Genomic DNA, 17,168 nt, shown 5'->3' with positions numbered 1-17,168 from the left:
TCGCGTCCTCAATTCGAAACGGCGGCGGGCGGGGCCCGGTCAGCTTCGGCCTTGTCGGCGCCAGCCTTTGAGCCCGGCAGGACCGGGTTGATCTTGTCGCCGTCGCGCACGAAGGCGCCGGCCTTGGCGACGACCCGGTCGCCCTCGGCAATGCCACTGACGATCTGGATGAAGCCGCCATCCTGGATGCCGGTCTCTATCTTGACCTGCTTGACCGTGTCGCCGTCCACCTTGCGGGTGACCGAGCCCGACGGCGCCGTGGTCACGGCCGAGAGCGGCAGGGCCAGCGCCGTCGTTTCGGTGATGACGATCTCCGCACTGCCATACATGCCCGATCGGGCACCACTTTCGTCATCCACGACGATATGCACGGCGCCGAGGCGGGTGGTCGCATCGACGGAGGGCGAAACGATCCGCACCTTGCCTTCGATCTTGCGTGTGCCGCCGGCAATGGTGATGATCGCCTTCTGGCCGAGCTTGACCTTCTGGATGTCTGTTTCCGAAAGATCGGCCACGAGTTCGATCGCGCCGTCCTTGATGATGGTGAAGAGCGGTTCGCCGGCGCCGGCGGCAATCGCGCCGATCCGCGCATTCTTGGCCGTGACGACGCCATCAACCGGGCTTTTGACGCCGGTGCGGGCAAGGTTGAGGTCGACGTCCTTGATCTGCGCATCGACGACCTTGACGTCGGCCTCACCGACGGAAACGGCCTGTTTCGCCGCGTTCAGCCGTGCTTCGGCGACTTCAACCTGAGCCTGCGTCTGTTCGACCTGGCTCTGGCTGCTGGTGCCGTTTTGTCCGAGTTTTCTGGTGCGGTCGCGCTGGCGGATGGCGTCGGCCAGATTGGCTTCGGCCTCGATCACCTGCGCCTTGTATTGCGCGACGCCGGCCTCGGCCTTGGCCCTGTTTGCCTCAAGCTGGCTTTTTTGCAGAATGAGCGAGTCGTCGTTGAGGGTTGCGAGAACCGCGTCCTGCTTCACCTCGTCGCCGACATCTGCATCGACGCTGCGGATAGAGAGACCGTCGACCAGAGGCTGGATGTAGATTTCCTCGATCGGGCGGATCGTACCGGTCGCGATGACCCTATCGGTCATTGGGCGGGTTTTGGCCTCGGTCACGATGATCGACGGAAGGTTCTTCTGCGGTGCGGTCGGCTGTGCTTGCTGCGCCAATGCCGGAAAGGCGAGGAGCGTGATCAGGGCAGGGGCGAGGGACGCCGCCAACAACGCGAGCTTTGACGAAATGCGAAACATGCGACGACTTCCGATGCACCAGAGGGTCTTTATTTCGCTGTCCGGGATCCGCGCCCCTCCCTGCGCAGTTCCTGATGAGGTGGTGACGACCCAAAGCCGCCACAAGTCCGTCACCCGACAAATTCATGTCCCGTGTTTTTACGGCTTCCGTCGCCGCAAATCAATCTGCTCGCGGAAATGCCAAGACCAAGATCAGTGATGGTTACCGCCCCATAAAATATGCCCGGCAGCGCGCCGGGCATATACTGTTTTCGGCAGGTTAGATCGGCTCGATCAGGCCCTGCTTATTTAAGAGCGGCGGTCGTTACATCGGTCGTGTAACCACCATCCGGCTGCTTGGTGATGATCTTCTGGTCGAGCAGCGCCTTTACCGTGCGCTCGTAGGTCGACATGTCCAGCTTGCCGTCGCCGATCAGCTTTGCCACTTCGCCCATCATGCGCTTCTGGTGGTTCTCGTCCTGGCCGCCATTGTCCATGACGATCTCTGCGGCTTCTTCCGGGTTCTCGATCGCGTATTTCCAGCCCTTCATCGAAGCGCGCACGAACTTGACCATGTTCTCCTTGAACTTCGGATCGGCCAGCTTGGTATCGAGAGCGTAGAGCCCGTCTTCCAGAAGGTCGTTGCCGAGCTTGGTATAGTTGAAGACGACCAGATCTTCGGCCTTGAAGCCGGCGTCGATCGCCTGCCAGTATTCGTTATAGGTCATGACGGAGATGCAGTCCGCCTGCTTCTGGATCAGCGGCTGGACGTCGAAGCTCTGCTTCAGAACCGTCACGCCATCCGTACCGCCCTCGGTCTTCAAGCCGATCTTGTTCATCCAGGCAAAGAACGGATACTCGTTGCCGAAGAACCAGACGCCGAGCGTCTTGCCCTTGAAATCGGCTTCCGTCTTGACCGGGCCGTCCTTCGGGCAAATCAGCTCGAGACCGGACTTGGCGAAAGGCTGGGCGATGTTGGTCAGCGGTACGCCCTTTTCGCGGGCAACCAGCGCGCCGCCCATCCAGTCGACGATCACGTCGGCGCCGCCGCCGGCGATCACCTGTTCCGGAGCGATATCGGGACCACCCGGCTTGATCGTCACGTCGAGGCCTTCCTCCTCGTAGAAGCCCTTGTCCTTGGCCACGAAATAACCGCCGAACTGGCCCTGGGCGACCCATTTCAGCTGCAGCGTCAGCTTGTCGGCGGCGAATGCATTGGATGCGGCAAGCGAGAACGCTCCCGCCATCAGTGCCATGATCATCTTTTTCATTGTCGTTTCCCTCTTTTGTTGCCGCCCCCGTTTTCGGGATGCGGATCGTCAGCGACTAACCCCCACGGTTAGACGGATGCCAGAATGTCGTTGCTCTCTCGGCAAGGGCGACGACGCCATAAAAGAGCGATCCGGCGAGCGCCGCAACCGCGATTTCGGCCCAGACCATGTCGACATTCATGCGCCCGATCTCGGTGGAGATGCGAAAGCCCATGCCGACGATCGGCGTGCCGAAGAATTCCGCGACGATGGCGCCGATCAGCGCCAGGGTGGAATTGATCTTCAGCGCGTTGAAGATGAAGGGCATGGCGGCCGGAAGCCTGAGCTTCATCAGCGTCTGCCGGTAATCCGACGCATAGGAGCGCATCAGGTCACGCTCCATCGTTCCGGAGGCGGAAAGCCCGGCCACCGTGTTCACCAGCATCGGGAAGAAGGTCATGATCGTGACGACGGCGGCCTTCGACTGCCAGTCGAAACCGAACCACATGACCATGACCGGTGCGACGCCGATGATCGGCAGCGCCGACATCAGATTGCCGATCGGCATCAGTCCTGCGCGCAGGAAGGCGAAGCGGTCGGCCAGGATCGCCACCACGAAGCCCGCGCTGCAGCCGAGGATGTACCCCGCCAGCACCGCCTTGAAGATGGTCTGCTGCACGTCCGCCCAAAGGATCGACAGCGACGCTGCAATCCGCAGCCCGATCGAGGAGGGTGGCGGCAGGAGGATGAAGGGCACGCCGAAGCCGCGGGTGAGGGCTTCCCACAGGATCAGCAGCCAAGCGCCGAAGATCGCCGGAATCGCGAGACCCAGAAGCCCATCCGCAAACCTGGAACGGGTCCGGATTTCCGACAGGAGACTGACGCAGCGCCATGCCAGCAGCCAGTTGGCGGCGATCATCAGGAAGAACGCCGTTGCCGCCTTGCCCTCGTTTCCGGCAAGGCCTGCAATCAGGACGCCGGTCGACAGGTGGCAGAAGACGAAAATCGCGGGTGCGAGAAACAGGGGCGGCAGCGGCATAAACGACACGACCGCGCCTGCAATCGACAGGGCGAAGATCGCAAATAGCGCGATCGGTGCAAAATGCGTCACCGCATCGGGATCGAGAAGCGGAAGCGCCGCAAGCGCTGCGAGCGACAGCGCTAGCGATAGCCAGGCCTGCCATGACTTGAGGAGGGAGGTTCGCATCAGCGCGCTCACGTCGGCTTCCCTCCCATGCTGCGGTCGACGATCCTGGCAGCTATCCCGACCACCGCGACCAGAAGCGATGCCAGCAGCGAGCCTGCGACCAGCGCCGCCCAGATGTCGATCGTCTGGCTGTAATAGGCGCCGGCCAGAAGCTTGGAACCGATGCCGGCGACGGCACCGGTCGGCAGCTCGCCGACGATGGCACCGACAAGACTTGCGGCAATCGCCACCTTCATCGAGGTAAACAGGAACGGCACCGAGGCGGGGACACGCAGCTTCCAGAAAGTCTGTGCGGCGCTGGCATGATAGGTGCGCATCAGATCGAGCTGGATCAGTTCCGGCGAGCGCAGGCCCTTCACCATACCGACTGCGACGGGGAAGAACGAGAGGTAGGTGGAGATCACTGCCTTGGGCACCAGACCGGAAATCCCGATCGCGCCGAGCGTGACGATCACCATCGGCGCGACGGCAAGGATCGGCACGGTCTGCGACGCGATGATCCACGGCATCAGGCTGCGGTCGAGCGCGCGCACGTGGACGATGCCGACCGCGATCAGGATGCCGAGAAGCGTTCCGAAACCGAAGCCCGCAAGCGTCGAGGAGAGCGTCACCCAGGCGTGATAGACGAGGCTGCGATTTGAGGAAACGCTTCGCAGAAACGTGTTCTCGAAAACATTCGACGCCACCTGATGCGGCGCCGGCAGGATCGGTTTCGGCTGCGACATCGTCTTGCCGAGGAATTCCATCGGCGTGGAGGTGACACCGGCGCGCCGGTCGAGATCGCGCTGGAATGGCGCGTTCATAAAATACGCGCCGACATACCAGATCGCGACGATGACGAGGACGACTGTTGCGACGGGCAGGATGCGGTGACGGAAGAGGGTTTCCTTGTGCATCAGCCCTTCGCCCCCATCGGCACCAGCATCAGCACCATGGCAGCGACCCCGAGCCCGACGCCGGCCAGCTGCTGCGGCGTCAGTTTCTCGCCGAAAACGGCAAAGGCGATGACGTTGATGAGAAGCAGCTGGGCGATCGCCGAAACGGAGATGGCGAGCCCCAGCCCTCCCTCGCGCATCAGCTTCACCATCATCAGGTTGCCGACGCAGTAGAGCAGCAGCGACAGCAGGAGCAGGAGGATGTTGCTGGAGGCGATATAGGCGCGCGAGGCGGTCGCTGCGGCAAGAAATGTCGCCATGGCGCCGCACAGCCAGAGCAGGAAGGCAGCGTTCATGGGGAGATCTCCCAATGAACGCCTTTTGCCGCCGGAAGAGACCGAGCCTTCAGCGTGAGAGAAGAGTGCAAATCCCTATTCCTCATAGCTGTGCCCTGCGCGTAGACCTTCGCGGACCCGGTGAGCGATCGCCAGGAATTCCGGCGTCTCGCGGATATCGAGCGGGCGTTCCTTCGGCAGGGTCGAGGTGATCACGTCGGTCACCCGCCCGGGTCGCGGCGACATCACCACGATCTTGGTGGAGAGATAGACCGCCTCGGGGATCGAGTGGGTGACGAAGCAGATGGTCTTTTGCGTCCGCTCCCAGAGTTTCAGGAGTTGCTCGTTCAGATGGTCGCGGACGATCTCGTCCAGTGCGCCGAAGGGCTCGTCCATCAGAAGGAGATCGGCATCGAAGGCGAGCGCGCGGGCGATCGAGGCGCGCTGCTGCATGCCGCCGGAAAGCTGCCACGGATATTTCTTGCCGAAGCCCGAGAGATTGACGAGATCGAGCGTCCGCTCGATGCGGCTTGCGCGTTCTGCCGCCGAATACCCCATGATTTCGAGCGGAAGGGCGATATTGTTCTCGATCGTCCGCCAGGGATAGAGGGCAGGCGCCTGAAACACGTAACCGTAGGAGCGGCTCTTGCGCGCCTCCTCCGGCGTCATGCCGTTGACGAGAATTTCGCCCGAGGTTGCCCGTTCCAGATCGGCGATCACCCGCAGAAACGTTGTCTTGCCGCAGCCGGAGGGGCCGATGAAGGAGACGAAGTCGCCCTTCTTCACGTCGAGATCGACATCAGACAGCGCATGAACCGGCCCGTCACCGGTCTCGAATGTCAGGCCAAGCTTTCGCGCGGAAACGACGGAGTAGGTCATGGGCGCGCTCCGTCGCGAGCGTGGATGGTCGTTTGAAGGGCCGGGTTTTCTGGTATCATCACGCTGCACATCCGGCCGTCGGCGCCATGAAGGCGGCCGCGGCTCCGCTGGAGAGGGGGAATTTCAATGGACACGTCATCAAGACCGACCTGCCGTATCGTCAGGCCCGATGCCGCCTATGACGGCAAGCAGGGCCTCACCTATGTTCAGGGCATTTCCGCCGAAACGGTCGGCTCCAAGGGCATCTGCATGCATCTCCTGACCATTCCGCCGGGGGCAAAAGCCAAGGCCCATCTGCACGAGACCCACGAGACCGCGATCTACATGCTCTCCGGCTCCGCCGACACCTGGTACGGCGACCGGCTGGAGAACCACGTCGTGCTGCATGCGGGCGAGCTGATGTACATCCCGGCCGGCGTTCCGCATCTGCCGGCCAACCGGTCGGGCACGCCCTGCACCGCGATCATCGCGCGCACGGATCCCAACGAGCAGGAAAGCGTGGTCCTGCTGCCGGAACTGGACGCGCTGGTGGACTGAGCCACCCGCCTGCGCTCCATGGGGTATCGCTGTCATCAAGCCGCTCATACGCCTGATGCCGGGATGCCAGCGCGTTCCACCTTGCGCGGCGCGGTGATCTCCTTCCAGGCTGACAGCGCCCTGCTGACTGCCGGGAAGGGCGGCCGCGACACGAACTTGCCGTCGCCCGGCTTGGTGCGGATCTCGCCATTGGCATAGGCGACGTTGCCGCGCGACAGCGTGAAGCGCGGCAGCCCGGTCACATGCTTGCCTTCGAAAACGTTGTAATCGATCGCCGATTGCTGGGTCGCGGCGGAAATCGTCTTTGATGCCTTCGGGTCGAGCACCACGATATCCGCGTCGGCTCCAACCAGGATCGCGCCCTTCTTCGGGTAGATGTTCAAGATCTTGGCGATGTTGGTGGAGGTGACCGCAACGAACTCGTTCATGGTGATGCGGCCGGTCTCGACGCCGTGGGTCCACAGCATCGGCAGGCGGTCTTCAAGGCCGCCGGTGCCGTTCGGGATCTTGCGGAAATCGCCGCGCCCGGTGCGTTTCTGGTCGGTGGTGAAGGCGCAGTGGTCGGTCGCTACCACCTGCAGCGAACCGGCCGCCAGGCCCGCCCATAGCGAATCCTGATGGCGCTTGTCGCGGAACGGCGGCGACATCACGCGGCGGGCGGAATGATCCCAGTCCGGATGGGCGTATTCGCTTTCGTCGAGCGTCAGATGCTGGATCAGCGGCTCGCCATAGACCCGCATGCCGGACTGGCGGGCGCGCCTGATCGCCTCATGCGCCTGTTCGCAGGACGTGTGCACCACATAGAGCGGAACGCCCGCGGTATCGGCAATGATGATGGCGCGGTTGGTCGCTTCGCCCTCGACGGAAGCGGGGCGGGAATAGGCATGCGCCTCGGGTCCGTCATTGCCCGCGTCCATCAGTTTCTGCTGCATGGCGGCGACGATATCGCCGTTTTCCGCATGTACGAGCGGCAAGGCTCCAAGCTCGGCGCAGCGCGAGAACGAGGCGAACATCTCGTCGTCATTGACCATCAGCGCGCCCTTGTAGGCCATGAAGTGCTTGAACGTGTTGATCCCGTGGTTGCGCACCAACGCCTTCATCTCGTCAAACACCTGCTCGCTCCACCAGGTGATCGCCATGTGGAAGGAATAGTCGCAATGGGCGCGGGTCGCCTTGTTGTCCCAGCGCTTGAGCGCATCAAGCAGCGACTGACCCGGCTCGGGCAGGCAGAAATCCACCACCATCGTGCTGCCGCCCGAAAGCGCCGCCCGCGTGCCGCTATCGAAATCGTCGGCCGAATAGGTGCCCATGAACGGCATTTCCAGATGCACATGCGGATCGATCCCGCCCGGCATGACGTAAGCGCCTGACGCATCCAGGACTTCCTCGCCCCGGAGATCCGGCCCGATCTCGACGATACGACCACCTTCGATCTTCACATCCGCCTTGTAGGTGAGGTCGGCTGTCACGACAGTGCCGTTCTTGATGATGGTGGTCATGGCTCGCTCCCTTATTTGATTGTGGCGATCGGCAGCACCGACTGCCGAAGTCCGATAATACTGATCAATGCACTCTCAAGCCGCTGCATCTCGTCGTCACCGAGATGCCCGATGATCTGACGGATCGACGCCTTTCTGAGGTGGGTCAGCTTGTCGGTCATGATCTGGGATATTGCCTGCAGCCCGTTACTCGCCGAGGGCGTCAGGGTCGGTCGAAAATCCGGAGAGTCAGAGAGAAACGTCGTCAGCGGGCATAGGAGAAGCGTGACGTGGCCTTCGATAAACTCGTCGGCGTGGACGATGACCGCGGGTCTTGGCTTGCCAAGGTCACCCTGAAACGCCGCCGTGACCATGTCGCCTCTTTTCAGGTTCACGGTTTCTCCCAGTCGTCAGCAGGGCTTTCGTCAGTGAATTCTATGATGCCAGCGTTGCGATCCGCCTCTGCCGATGCCTTCGCCTGCAGGGCCGCCCGCAATCGATAAGCCTCGCTGGTAAAGTCCGGCACCCAAACCTCGATCGGCCGGTAGCCCTTGCGGATCAGCTCGGCGCGTTCTTCTTCAGAGACTTCGCGTGGCCTGCCCATGTCATTGCCTCCTGTCACTGATGGCGCGATGCCGCGCTATGGACGAGTTTTCCGGATCGGGCGACAGCTGACGGCCGGCGTGTCATCGGACGGGCGCTTCCGCGTCGCGCTGACTGTGCGCAGAGGCTCGAAATCAGGGTTTTCCGGTGCGGGTGACATGCGGCTGGCTCCGCTTTTGTTGCCGGCGTCGAGTGTAGCTCGGATCTCCTCACGCCACAATCTCCGCCGTTTCCAGCACCGCATGCAGCAGCACGTCGCAGCCGGCGGCGGCCCAGTCCTTGGAGATCTCCTCGGCCTCGTTGTGCGAGACGCCGTCGACGCAGGGGCAGAAGATCATCGTCGAGGGTGCCAGTCTGGATGCCCAGCAGGCATCGTGGCCGGCGCCGGAAATGATGTCCAGATGGCTGTAGCCGAGCTTGACCGCGGCATCGCGCACCCGGCCGACCAGAACCGGATCGAAGGTCACCGGATCGAAATGACCGACGGCTTCCACCGCGCAGCCGACGCCGAGCGCTTCGCAGATCTCGATTGCGCCAGCCTCGATCTTCGCCCGCATCCGGTCGAGCTTTTCCTGCGTCGGCGTGCGCATGTCGACGGTGAAGACGACCTTGCCGGGCAGCACGTTTCGGGAATTGGGCGAGAAGAACGCCTGGCCGACACCAGCCACGGCGCCCGGCTGCTCGGCCATCGCCACGTCCTGCACCAGTTCCAGAATGCGGCCGAACGCGAGCCCCGCATTGCAGCGGCGGTCCATCGGCGTCGAGCCGGTATGCGCTTCCTTGCCGGTCAGCGTGAATTCCAGCCACCACAGGCCCTGGCAGTGGGTAACGACGCCGATCTGCTTTTGCTCGGCTTCGAGGATCGGGCCCTGCTCGATATGATATTCGAAATAGGCATGCATCTTGCGGGCGCCGACCTCTTCGTCGCCCAGCCAGCCGATCCGCTTCAGCTCTTCGCCATAGGTCTTGCCGTCCGGATCCTTGCGGCTATAGGCGTAGTCGAGCGAATGAACACCGGCAAACACACCTGACGCCAGCATGGCCGGCGCAAACCGCGCACCTTCCTCGTTGGCCCAGTTGGTCACGACGACAGGATGCTTCGTCTTCACGCCGAGATCGTTCATCGAGCGGATAACCTCGAGCCCCGCCAGCACGCCGAGCACGCCGTCATATTTGCCGCCGGTGGGCTGGGTATCGAGGTGGGAGCCGATATAGACCGGCAGCGCATCGGGATCGGTTCCGGCGCGGGTCGCAAACATCGTGCCCATCTTGTCGGTGCTGACGGTCATGCCGGCGTCTTCGCACCAGCGCTTGAACAGGTGGCGCCCTTCGCCGTCCTCGTCGGTCAGGGTCTGGCGGTTGTTGCCGCCGGCAATGCCGGGGCCGATCTTTGCCATCTCCTCGAGCATGTCCCACAGCCGGTCGCCGTTCACACGCATGTTCTCGCCCGGTGCTGCCGCCATCATCCTGTCCTCACCCGTTATGCCTGCTTGAGCCGCGTTCCAGACCGACGTTTGCACGATCTGAAATATCGGCATTGCGTTTGTTTTGTCTGTGATCGATAATTTGACCGACTGGTAAAACATACAATGTCCCGACCGCCACTCAAGCCGTAAATCACGAAAAATACTCGCCTATTTTCGCGCCACATGCCCTGAAAATGGGCCTCGTGATACGAATCTGGATCAGCGTTTGGGACTGCAAGGCAGGATACGGATGGCCATTCCACGAGCGGCTAAAACGCAGCGGCGCACCCGCATCCAGGAGGAGAAGGAAGAGGTCATTCTCGAGGCCGCTCTTGAGGTGTTTTCGGTCAGCGGTTTCCGCGGCACGACGATCGACCAGATCGCCGAAGCGGCCGGCATGTCGAAGCCGAACCTGCTCTATTATTTCCGCACCAAGGAAGCGATCCATCGCCAGCTGATCGACCGGGTTCTCTCCACCTGGCTGGAGCCGCTCCGCGCTTTCGACGCCACAGGAAATCCGGCATCGGAAATCCGCTCCTATATCCGCCGCAAGCTCGAAATGGCACGGGATTTCCCACGCGAAAGCCGTCTTTTCGCCAACGAGATCCTGCAGGGCGCGCCGCATATCGAGGACGAACTGAAAGGCCCGCTGAAAGACCTGGTCGACGAAAAGGCCGACGTCATCCGCGCCTGGTCGAAAGCCGGCAAGATCCGCACCTGCGATCCCTATCACCTGATCTTCTCGATCTGGTCCACCACGCAGCATTACGCCGATTTCGACGTCCAGGTCCGCGCCGTCCTCGGCCACGACCAGGACGGCGAGGGCCGTTTCGAGGACGCGGCACGGTTTCTGGAGGGGCTGTTTCTGGAGGGGCTGAAGGTTTGAGGGCTTCCTGGAGGGCTTTGCGTCTTAGGCGGCAGCCGATGTTGCATCTCCGGCGGCAGCCGTCTTCGCGAGGCGTCCCTCATACACTCCCTCATTCCTGTGCCTGTCACAGGAATCCAGGCATCCCAAGTCCTTGGGCTAAGGAGAGCCTTCCCGCGCCGCAGACGCGACGCTGCTGGATCCCTGTGACGAGCACAGGGATGAGGGTGGAGAGGGATGAGCCCAGAGACCGGAGAGCTCTAGCCCGGGTGGCAGTGGGGATTGGCGCCTGGCGTACAGAAGAACGATACAAAGAGCCGCAGCGGCTACAGCCGTGCTAACCGTCGTTGCGAGCGGCCCTCCCTCTCTCCCTCATTCCTGTGCTTGTCACAGGAATCCAGTCAGCCCAAGTCCTTGGGCTGAGAAGACCCTTCCGCGCCGCGGACGCGACGCTGCTGGATCCCTGTGACGAGCACAGGGATGAGGATGCGGAGAGGGGTCAGGGTGCGGAGAGGGGTGTGAGGGCGGCCAGGGGGATGAGGGCGGATAGGGGTGAGCCCTGAGGGCGGAGAGGGCCGAACTCGGTTGGCCGTGCGGGGAGAGCCTTACTCTCAGAACCCCCGAAACAAAAAAACGCCGGCGCGAGGCCGGCGTCTTCGTTGTCCTTGGGAGGACGCTTTGTCTTAGGCGGCGGCCGACTTCGCGAGCGGCACTTCCGAGATCGTCTTCAGAACCTGCGAGGCGATCGCGTAGGGGTCGCCCTGGCTGTTCGGACGGCGGTCTTCGAGGTAGCCCTTGTAGCCGTTGTTGACGAAGGAATGCGGCACGCGGATCGAGGCGCCACGGTCGGCAACGCCGTAGGAGAACTTGTTCCACGGAGCCGTTTCGTGCTTGCCGGTCAGACGCAGGTGGTTGTCCGGGCCGTAGACGTCGATATGGTCCTGCAGGTTCTTGTCGAACTGCGCCATCAGCGCCTCGAAATACTCCTTGCCGCCCACTTCGCGCATGTACTTGGTCGAGAAGTTGCAGTGCATGCCGGAGCCGTTCCAGTCGGTATCTCCGAGCGGCTTGCAATGGAACTCGATGTCGATGCCGTACTGTTCCGTCAGACGCAGAAGCAGGTAGCGGGCCATCCAGATCTGGTCGGCGGCGCGCTTGGAGCCCTTGCCGAAAATCTGGAATTCCCACTGGCCCTTGGCCACTTCGGCATTGATGCCTTCGTGGTTGATGCCGGCTGCGAGGCACTGGTCGAGATGCTCTTCAACGATTTCGCGGGCAACCGAACCGACGTTCTTGTAGCCGACGCCCGTGTAGTACGGACCCTGCGGAGCGGGGTAGCCGCTTTCCGGGAAGCCGAGCGGACGGCCGTCTTCGTAGAAGAAGTATTCCTGTTCGAAACCGAACCATGCATCTTCGTCGTCGAGGATGGTTGCGCGGCTGTTGGACGCGTGCGGGGTAACGCCATCGGGCATCATCACTTCGCACATGACCAGCGCACCGTTGGTGCGGGCCGGATCCGGATAGATGGCGACCGGCTTCAGCACGCAGTCGGACGAACGGCCTTCGGCCTGATTGGTCGACGAACCGTCGAAGCCCCACAGCGGCAGCTGTTCCAGCGTCGGGAAGGTGTCGAATTCCTTGATCTGCGTCTTGCCACGCAGGTTCGGGACGGGGGTGTAACCGTCGAGCCAGATGTACTCGAGCTTAAACTTGGTCATATTTTATCTCTCAGGCCGTGGTGTTCATGGTTGAGCCATCCAGAGACTGCGACGCGAAAGCGCTGCATCCCGGGCATGAGACATAGAACGCACATACCGTGCCAGTTTTTGTCGTTGCCCGAAAATCGCGATAAAAAAGTCGTATGATTGGCCGGGCTTACATGTCTGCGGGTGACGACTGTAACGCCATCATCTCAGCCCGTTTGAAAATCAATCGATTTTTCGCGCACCCACCGGGGGTCTTGAAACAAGGAATTCTGCTTCGCGTCTGAGTTCCGCCGACGAAACTATATCGCCCTGAGCTCGTTTGATTTCATTCGTGCCTAGCGCCGAACAGGCAAATGATGTAAAATAGTGCAGAAAGCACAAAAAATGTGCATATCTCTGGTTGGTATGCGTTTGAGTGCGCATTGAGGAGGAGGCGATAGGATGGTTATTGGCATCCATCGTGAGACAGCGCAGATCCTGCAATTTCCATTGACGCCACGGATCCGTCTTGAGAACGGCGCCACGGTGCCGGTCGGGACCTACCCGGTCGCGGTGCAGGACCACTGCTGGTATCATGAAGAAGCAGTGAGCAGTGCGCTGGTCGACACCAAGCCGGAACAGGGGCCGAAACCCTGCTGAGCGTTGCGGGCCATCGCCGGATGGCCGATTCGAATTGAAAAATCCCGAGAGCATCGCTGCCCCCGGGATTTTACGGTCTGATTGTCCAGGCTTTTATCAGGCCGCGCGCATCCGGCGTGCCATGCCGCCGAGATCGCTGCCACCTTCCAGCTTGAAGTTGGAGAGAAGCGCCTGAAGCTGGCGGCTTTCGGCTGCAAGCGTCTCGCTTGCAGCGGTCGTTTCTTCCACCATCGCGGCGTTCTTCTGGGTCATCTGGTCCATGTGGTTGACCGAGGAGTTGATCTCGGCCAGCGCCGTCGACTGCTCGCGGGCAGCCGTGGCGATCGATTCCACATGTTCGTTGACCTTGTTGACCAGGCTTTCGATCTCGACAAGTGCTGTACCGGTCGAGCGCACCAGCGAAACGCCGCCTGCAACTTCGGAAGCCGAGGCGCTGATCAGCGTCTTGATTTCCTTTGCCGCATTGGCGGAGCGCTGGGCGAGCTCACGCACTTCCTGAGCGACGACGGCAAAGCCGCGACCGGCTTCGCCAGCGCGGGCGGCTTCGACGCCTGCGTTCAGCGCCAACAGGTTGGTCTGGAAGGCGATCTCGTCGATGACGCCGATGATCTGGCTGATCTTCGTCGAGCTGTCTTCAATGCGGCTCATGGCGGTGACCGCGCTGCGAACGATTTCGCCCGACTTTGCCGCACTCTGCTTGGTCTCATAGACCATGTCGCGGGCTTCGGTGGCGCGGGCAGAGGCGGCACGCACCGTCGTGGTGATCTCGTCGAGGGCGGCTGCCGTTTCTTCAAGCGCTGCAGCCTGCTGTTCGGTCCGCTTGGAAAGGTCGTTTGCCGCCGAAGACAGTTCGGCAGAGTTGTCATTGATCGTGCCGGCTGCGCCGCGCACGTTGCTCATCGTGGCGCTGAGACGGTCCATCGTCGAGTTGACGTTGGTCTGAAGCTCGGCAAATGCACCCTGGAACTGGCCGTTCATGCTCTGGGTCAGGTCGGCATCGGCAAGCGCTGCGATGACGCGGCGAACTTCCGTGACGGCATTGTCGACGCTTTCCACCAGCTGGTTGACGCCCGATGCAAAGCGGTTGAGGTCTTCGTTCTGGTAGTCCTTGCGGATGCGGCCGGAAAAATCGCCGGCGACAGCGGATGCGACAACTTTCGAAATCGACGTCTGCAGGTCGCTGGAACGCTCGTGAAGGGCTGCTTCCTGTGCCTTGAGGTCGGTCATGGCGACAGCGTTGGTATGGAATACCTCGACGGCGCGGGCCATTGCGCCGATTTCGTCGCCGCGGCTTGCGTCGACGCCATCGATGTTCATATCGCCCTTGGCAAGGCGGGTCATGGCTTCGGTCAGCTCGCGGATGGGGCGAACGATGCCACGGCGTGCGACGATCGTGCTGATCGTGGCGCCGATGATGATGAAGGCGAGGGCCGACAGCGCCGAAACCAGCATGGCGGTGGTCGAGGACGCAACGGCTTCTTCGCGGGCCACAGCCAGTTCCTTGCCGGAATAGGTGCTGTAGACCTTGACGGAGTCGGTGACGACCTTCTGGCCATCCAGCGCCTTTTTCAGCGCAGCCGAGATGGCGGCGGTGTCGGCTGCATTCTTTTCGGCGGTGTCCACCATGCTGCGGATCGAGACGAAATAGCTGTCGAGGGCGGCTCTCACGGTCTTCAGCTGATCCTGTTCGGCAGCGTCTGCGGTTGCTTCGATCTTCGGCAGGCGGGCCAGCATTTCGCCGGCGCGCTTTTCGGCGTCGATGCGGAAATCCTTGGCTTTGTCCGGCGCCGCGGCCAGCTGATAGGTCATGCGGCTAATTGCGATAATGTCGACCCGAAGATCCATCGCTTCACGAGCGACTTCTTCACGCGCGCCGACTGAAATGATTGCCTTTTGCAGGCCATAGAGCCCGCTTCCCGCAACGCCTGCAATAATAAGAGAAGAAAGGCCCATTACGACGGTAACGAGGCCGAGTTTCTTCGAAATAGCCATATCCCGAATTGCCATAGTGCACACCACTTCAACTTGCCCAACAATACATCCCAACCCGCCAATTCTCGGCATGCGCGAGGACGCCCACCTAACCTATTGCCGTAATTGCGCTAATCGCTGGTTAAAATAGCGGGCGAATATTTGTCCGGACTTGGGCGAAAACTGACAGTACACGCCAAGGTCTGAATTTATTCTCGGTTTTGAGCAAATGCTCAGTATAGGGTACGCTAAAACTGCTGTGAATCCCGAGGCTTCGTTGATCGAGCTGTAAGCCCACGTCGGCCTTGCCTATCGATGCCCCGAAAAACCACGGTCTGCTGCCATACGCTACTGAGCAGAAAAACTGCCATTCGGCGCGCGTGTGGGTCGAAAACGACGCGGGCTGTGTCCCTCAATTAATATGAGTGAAAGAGTCGACTTTAATCTTTACTCTCAAATTCAAGTTTCATATGGTGCGCCAACGACGGGGTTTGCCCCGAATTATTCCGGGCCAATACGGAGAGCATCATGGCGAAGAAACAGAAGCGGAAAAACACGAGTGGCGGCAATGCCGCATCCGATGCTGCGGCATCCTCGAACCGCAGCGCTGCCAATGGCGCCTCCGGGATCGGCGGGGAAGTGGTCGACATCCGCAGCTTTCTCTATGTCGGCGGCCGGGACTGCCAGGTGGCCCATCTGCGCGCCATCGCCACCCGCCACGGCGCGGAACTGATCCATCACGACGGTGGGTTGCGCGAGGCGGTTTCCCGCATCGATACGGTGCTTCCCTCGGTTGACTGCGTGTTCTGCCCGATCGACTGTATCAGCCACGATGCGTGTCTGCGGGTAAAGACCGGATGCAAGAAGTTCGGCGTCACCTTCATCCCCTTGCGCAACGGGTCGAAGTCAAGCCTTGAGCGGGCGCTGCAGACAATCAAGGATCGCAATGATGAAAACAGGTTATCCTGATCAGCCTATTCTCGATCGCGAGTGGCGCGATCTCGACGCGATGGCGGTCCTGCACAAGCTCGCCGAACAGAGCGGCGACGGCATGGTGACCGAGCTTTACCGGCTCGCGATGGACCGCTCGCAGGATACGGCTTTGCCGAGATCGATACCTTCGAGCCAAACCCGGACGTTCTAGCGCCGGTCCTCGGCGCGCAAAAACGCTCCGATCGCGATTGCGAGCCAGCCGAGAATCATAAGATTGCCGCCGAGTGGCGCGGCAAACGGAAACAGTCGGCTTCCGAGATAATGACGCGCCACCAGATCACCCGCAAACACGATCGTCCCAAGGCCCAGAATGAGACCGGCCAGCGTCGCTGTGCGGATCTGCTGATGTCCGAGATAAAGAGCGAGCAGCACCGGCGCGTGCGCCAGGCACATCATCGAGGCAGACCCGAGCAAAAGCGTATCGCCGCCATGACTTGCGGCAGCCGCAAGGCCTACGCCGCAGGCGCCCATCAGACCGCTCGCAAAGAGAATGAACGGCCGCAGTTTATCGAGTCTCGCCAAGGCTCTATTCCCTGTTTTGCATGTGATGAGCCAGCCGCTCGATCGGCGGCCAGATGATGTCGCGCAGGGCCGGGCTTGCGATCGTCTCGTCCATGGCGCGGCGGAAGCACAGCAACCATTCGTCGCGCTCCACCGGTCCGATCTCAGCGCCGAAATGGCGCGAGCGAAGGCGAGGGTGCCCGTGTTTTTCCACATAGACGGGCGGGCCGCCGAGATAGCCGGTCAGATAGTCATAGAACTTCGCTTCACTTCCCGTCAGACTTTGCGGATGAACGGCCCGGCAGCGGGCAGCTTCCGGCAGCGTATCCATCAGGGTGTAGAAGCGCGCCGCAAGGGCCCGAACCGTCGCATCACCCCCGATCGCCTCGTAAAGAGTAATCGTTTCGCCGGATGTGGTCTGCCTGTCCTCGTCTGCCATCACGGTTTCCATGCCTCACCCATCCGGCGTCTTAGACGGATCAAGGGTGGTTGATCGTTCAAGGCTTGGTAGGCCGGAGCAACCGTCAGGGCAAGACCCGGACTAGGGCCTGAGGGGCAAAGCGATGCCGGGCGACTGTCAGGGAGTATCTCTGCATCGATGGTGCCGCCGACGCGGGGTCGGCGGGCACGA

Annotated in this window: 18 protein-coding genes and 1 pseudogene; 5 read left to right on the top strand and 14 right to left on the bottom strand. The window is 61.6% G+C overall.

Features of this window, described 5'->3' with window-relative positions; translation table 11 throughout:
- Nucleotides 1-8: 8 nt before the first annotated feature.
- From IFT66_RS09200 to IFT66_RS09175, 6 genes are all read right to left on the bottom strand, one after another.
- Entirely contained in the window at nucleotides 9-1,253 is a 1,245-nt protein-coding gene (locus tag IFT66_RS09200; protein ID WP_082472011.1) for an efflux RND transporter periplasmic adaptor subunit, read from the bottom strand.
- Between the two features lie 284 nt (nucleotides 1,254-1,537).
- On the bottom strand, nucleotides 1,538-2,503 hold the full coding sequence (locus tag IFT66_RS09195) for an ABC transporter substrate-binding protein (protein ID WP_092660161.1): 966 nt from the start codon (nucleotides 2,501-2,503) through the stop codon (nucleotides 1,538-1,540).
- A gap of 55 nt (nucleotides 2,504-2,558) precedes the next feature.
- Entirely contained in the window at nucleotides 2,559-3,689 is a 1,131-nt protein-coding gene (locus IFT66_RS09190) for an ABC transporter permease (RefSeq protein ID WP_192077428.1), read from the bottom strand.
- Between the two features lie 8 nt (nucleotides 3,690-3,697).
- Entirely contained in the window at nucleotides 3,698-4,585 is an 888-nt protein-coding gene (locus tag IFT66_RS09185; protein WP_192077427.1) for an ABC transporter permease, read from the bottom strand.
- Nucleotides 4,585-4,920 carry a hypothetical protein gene (locus IFT66_RS09180; protein ID WP_192077426.1) on the bottom strand — a complete coding sequence of 112 codons (336 nt, stop codon included), beginning with the start codon at nucleotides 4,918-4,920 and terminating at the stop codon, nucleotides 4,585-4,587. The genes IFT66_RS09185 and IFT66_RS09180 overlap by 1 nt, the downstream gene beginning before the upstream one ends.
- Before the next feature lie 75 nt (nucleotides 4,921-4,995).
- Nucleotides 4,996-5,778, bottom strand: coding sequence for an ABC transporter ATP-binding protein (locus IFT66_RS09175; RefSeq protein WP_062582706.1), 783 nt, complete (start codon nucleotides 5,776-5,778; stop codon nucleotides 4,996-4,998).
- A 126-nt stretch (nucleotides 5,779-5,904) separates the two neighbouring features.
- On the opposite strand from IFT66_RS09175, the gene IFT66_RS09170 reads away from it, so the two are divergent.
- Nucleotides 5,905-6,315: a cupin domain-containing protein gene (locus IFT66_RS09170; protein WP_113165702.1), complete on the top strand. Its 411-nt coding sequence runs from the start codon at nucleotides 5,905-5,907 to the stop codon at nucleotides 6,313-6,315.
- 44 nt (nucleotides 6,316-6,359) lie between these two features.
- Here the strand turns inward: IFT66_RS09170 and hydA are convergent, their stop codons facing one another.
- From hydA to IFT66_RS09150, 4 genes are all read right to left on the bottom strand, one after another.
- Nucleotides 6,360-7,814, bottom strand: coding sequence for a dihydropyrimidinase (gene hydA / locus IFT66_RS09165; protein WP_062455272.1), 1,455 nt, complete (start codon nucleotides 7,812-7,814; stop codon nucleotides 6,360-6,362).
- An 11-nt stretch (nucleotides 7,815-7,825) separates the two neighbouring features.
- Nucleotides 7,826-8,188, bottom strand: coding sequence for a type II toxin-antitoxin system PemK/MazF family toxin (locus IFT66_RS09160; RefSeq protein ID WP_342344761.1), 363 nt, complete (start codon nucleotides 8,186-8,188; stop codon nucleotides 7,826-7,828).
- Complete coding sequence (locus IFT66_RS09155; protein ID WP_192077425.1) at nucleotides 8,185-8,397, bottom strand: antitoxin MazE-like protein; 213 nt, start codon at nucleotides 8,395-8,397, stop codon at nucleotides 8,185-8,187. The genes IFT66_RS09160 and IFT66_RS09155 overlap by 4 nt, the downstream gene beginning before the upstream one ends.
- A gap of 208 nt (nucleotides 8,398-8,605) precedes the next feature.
- Nucleotides 8,606-9,859: a Zn-dependent hydrolase gene (locus IFT66_RS09150; protein WP_192077941.1), complete on the bottom strand. Its 1,254-nt coding sequence runs from the start codon at nucleotides 9,857-9,859 to the stop codon at nucleotides 8,606-8,608.
- Between the two features lie 253 nt (nucleotides 9,860-10,112).
- Between IFT66_RS09150 and IFT66_RS09145 the strand changes: the two genes are divergently transcribed.
- Nucleotides 10,113-10,748, top strand: coding sequence for a TetR family transcriptional regulator C-terminal domain-containing protein (locus tag IFT66_RS09145; protein WP_192077424.1), 636 nt, complete (start codon nucleotides 10,113-10,115; stop codon nucleotides 10,746-10,748).
- Nucleotides 10,749-11,410: 662 nt separating this feature from the next.
- Here IFT66_RS09145 and IFT66_RS09140 read toward each other — a convergent pair.
- Nucleotides 11,411-12,445, bottom strand: a complete 1,035-nt coding sequence (locus IFT66_RS09140; protein ID WP_062455284.1) for a glutamine synthetase beta-grasp domain-containing protein — start codon at nucleotides 12,443-12,445, stop codon at nucleotides 11,411-11,413.
- Between the two features lie 429 nt (nucleotides 12,446-12,874).
- Here IFT66_RS09140 and IFT66_RS09135 point away from each other — a divergent pair, with 429 nt between their 5' ends.
- A complete protein-coding gene (locus IFT66_RS09135; RefSeq protein WP_062455286.1) occupies nucleotides 12,875-13,072 on the top strand; it encodes a DUF2735 domain-containing protein in 198 nt (65 codons plus the stop codon).
- A 96-nt stretch (nucleotides 13,073-13,168) separates the two neighbouring features.
- Here IFT66_RS09135 and IFT66_RS09130 read toward each other — a convergent pair whose 3' ends face one another.
- On the bottom strand, nucleotides 13,169-15,064 hold the full coding sequence (locus tag IFT66_RS09130) for a methyl-accepting chemotaxis protein (RefSeq protein WP_244474102.1): 1,896 nt from the start codon (nucleotides 15,062-15,064) through the stop codon (nucleotides 13,169-13,171).
- 624 nt (nucleotides 15,065-15,688) lie between these two features.
- On the opposite strand from IFT66_RS09130, the pseudogene IFT66_RS09125 reads away from it, so the two are divergent.
- A pseudogene (locus IFT66_RS09125) lies at nucleotides 15,689-16,012 on the top strand (DUF2325 domain-containing protein); the annotation flags it as partial.
- Entirely contained in the window at nucleotides 15,990-16,187 is a 198-nt protein-coding gene (locus tag IFT66_RS09120) for a hypothetical protein (protein ID WP_192077423.1), read from the top strand. The pseudogene IFT66_RS09125 and the gene IFT66_RS09120, both read left to right, overlap by 23 nt.
- Here the strand turns inward: IFT66_RS09120 and IFT66_RS09115 are convergent.
- Both IFT66_RS09115 and IFT66_RS09110 read right to left on the bottom strand, forming a co-directional pair.
- Nucleotides 16,184-16,507: a DUF423 domain-containing protein gene (locus IFT66_RS09115; protein ID WP_082476311.1), complete on the bottom strand. Its 324-nt coding sequence runs from the start codon at nucleotides 16,505-16,507 to the stop codon at nucleotides 16,184-16,186. The two genes, IFT66_RS09120 and IFT66_RS09115, sit on opposite strands and share 4 nt — an antisense overlap.
- A gap of 55 nt (nucleotides 16,508-16,562) precedes the next feature.
- On the bottom strand, nucleotides 16,563-16,988 hold the full coding sequence (locus IFT66_RS09110) for a group II truncated hemoglobin (protein WP_244476126.1): 426 nt from the start codon (nucleotides 16,986-16,988) through the stop codon (nucleotides 16,563-16,565).
- Nucleotides 16,989-17,168 lie beyond the last annotated feature (180 nt).

The sequence above is a fragment of the Rhizobium sp. CFBP 13726 genome (assembly GCF_014841925.1).
GTDB classification, from domain to species: Bacteria; Pseudomonadota; Alphaproteobacteria; order Rhizobiales; family Rhizobiaceae; genus Neorhizobium; species Neorhizobium soli.
This window is presented reverse-complemented; position numbering and strand designations above follow the sequence as displayed.

Coding starts and splice junctions, on each gene's coding strand:
- IFT66_RS09200 (WP_082472011.1), bottom strand. CDS start 1,253: ATGTTTCGCATTTCGTCAAAGCTCGCGTTGTTGGCGGCGTCCCTCGCC.
- IFT66_RS09195 (WP_092660161.1), bottom strand. CDS start 2,503: ATGAAAAAGATGATCATGGCACTGATGGCGGGAGCGTTCTCGCTTGCC.
- IFT66_RS09190 (WP_192077428.1), bottom strand. CDS start 3,689: ATGCGAACCTCCCTCCTCAAGTCATGGCAGGCCTGGCTATCGCTAGCG.
- IFT66_RS09185 (WP_192077427.1), bottom strand. CDS start 4,585: ATGCACAAGGAAACCCTCTTCCGTCACCGCATCCTGCCCGTCGCAACA.
- IFT66_RS09180 (WP_192077426.1), bottom strand. CDS start 4,920: ATGAACGCTGCCTTCCTGCTCTGGCTGTGCGGCGCCATGGCGACATTT.
- IFT66_RS09175 (WP_062582706.1), bottom strand. CDS start 5,778: ATGACCTACTCCGTCGTTTCCGCGCGAAAGCTTGGCCTGACATTCGAG.
- IFT66_RS09170 (WP_113165702.1), top strand. CDS start 5,905: ATGGACACGTCATCAAGACCGACCTGCCGTATCGTCAGGCCCGATGCC.
- hydA (WP_062455272.1), bottom strand. CDS start 7,814: ATGACCACCATCATCAAGAACGGCACTGTCGTGACAGCCGACCTCACC.
- IFT66_RS09155 (WP_192077425.1), bottom strand. CDS start 8,397: ATGGGCAGGCCACGCGAAGTCTCTGAAGAAGAACGCGCCGAGCTGATC.
- IFT66_RS09150 (WP_192077941.1), bottom strand. CDS start 9,859: ATGGCGGCAGCACCGGGCGAGAACATGCGTGTGAACGGCGACCGGCTG.
- IFT66_RS09145 (WP_192077424.1), top strand. CDS start 10,113: ATGGCCATTCCACGAGCGGCTAAAACGCAGCGGCGCACCCGCATCCAG.
- IFT66_RS09140 (WP_062455284.1), bottom strand. CDS start 12,445: ATGACCAAGTTTAAGCTCGAGTACATCTGGCTCGACGGTTACACCCCC.
- IFT66_RS09135 (WP_062455286.1), top strand. CDS start 12,875: ATGGTTATTGGCATCCATCGTGAGACAGCGCAGATCCTGCAATTTCCA.
- IFT66_RS09130 (WP_244474102.1), bottom strand. CDS start 15,064: ATGGCTATTTCGAAGAAACTCGGCCTCGTTACCGTCGTAATGGGCCTT.
- IFT66_RS09120 (WP_192077423.1), top strand. CDS start 15,990: ATGATGAAAACAGGTTATCCTGATCAGCCTATTCTCGATCGCGAGTGG.
- IFT66_RS09115 (WP_082476311.1), bottom strand. CDS start 16,507: ATGGGCGCCTGCGGCGTAGGCCTTGCGGCTGCCGCAAGTCATGGCGGC.
- IFT66_RS09110 (WP_244476126.1), bottom strand. CDS start 16,988: ATGGAAACCGTGATGGCAGACGAGGACAGGCAGACCACATCCGGCGAA.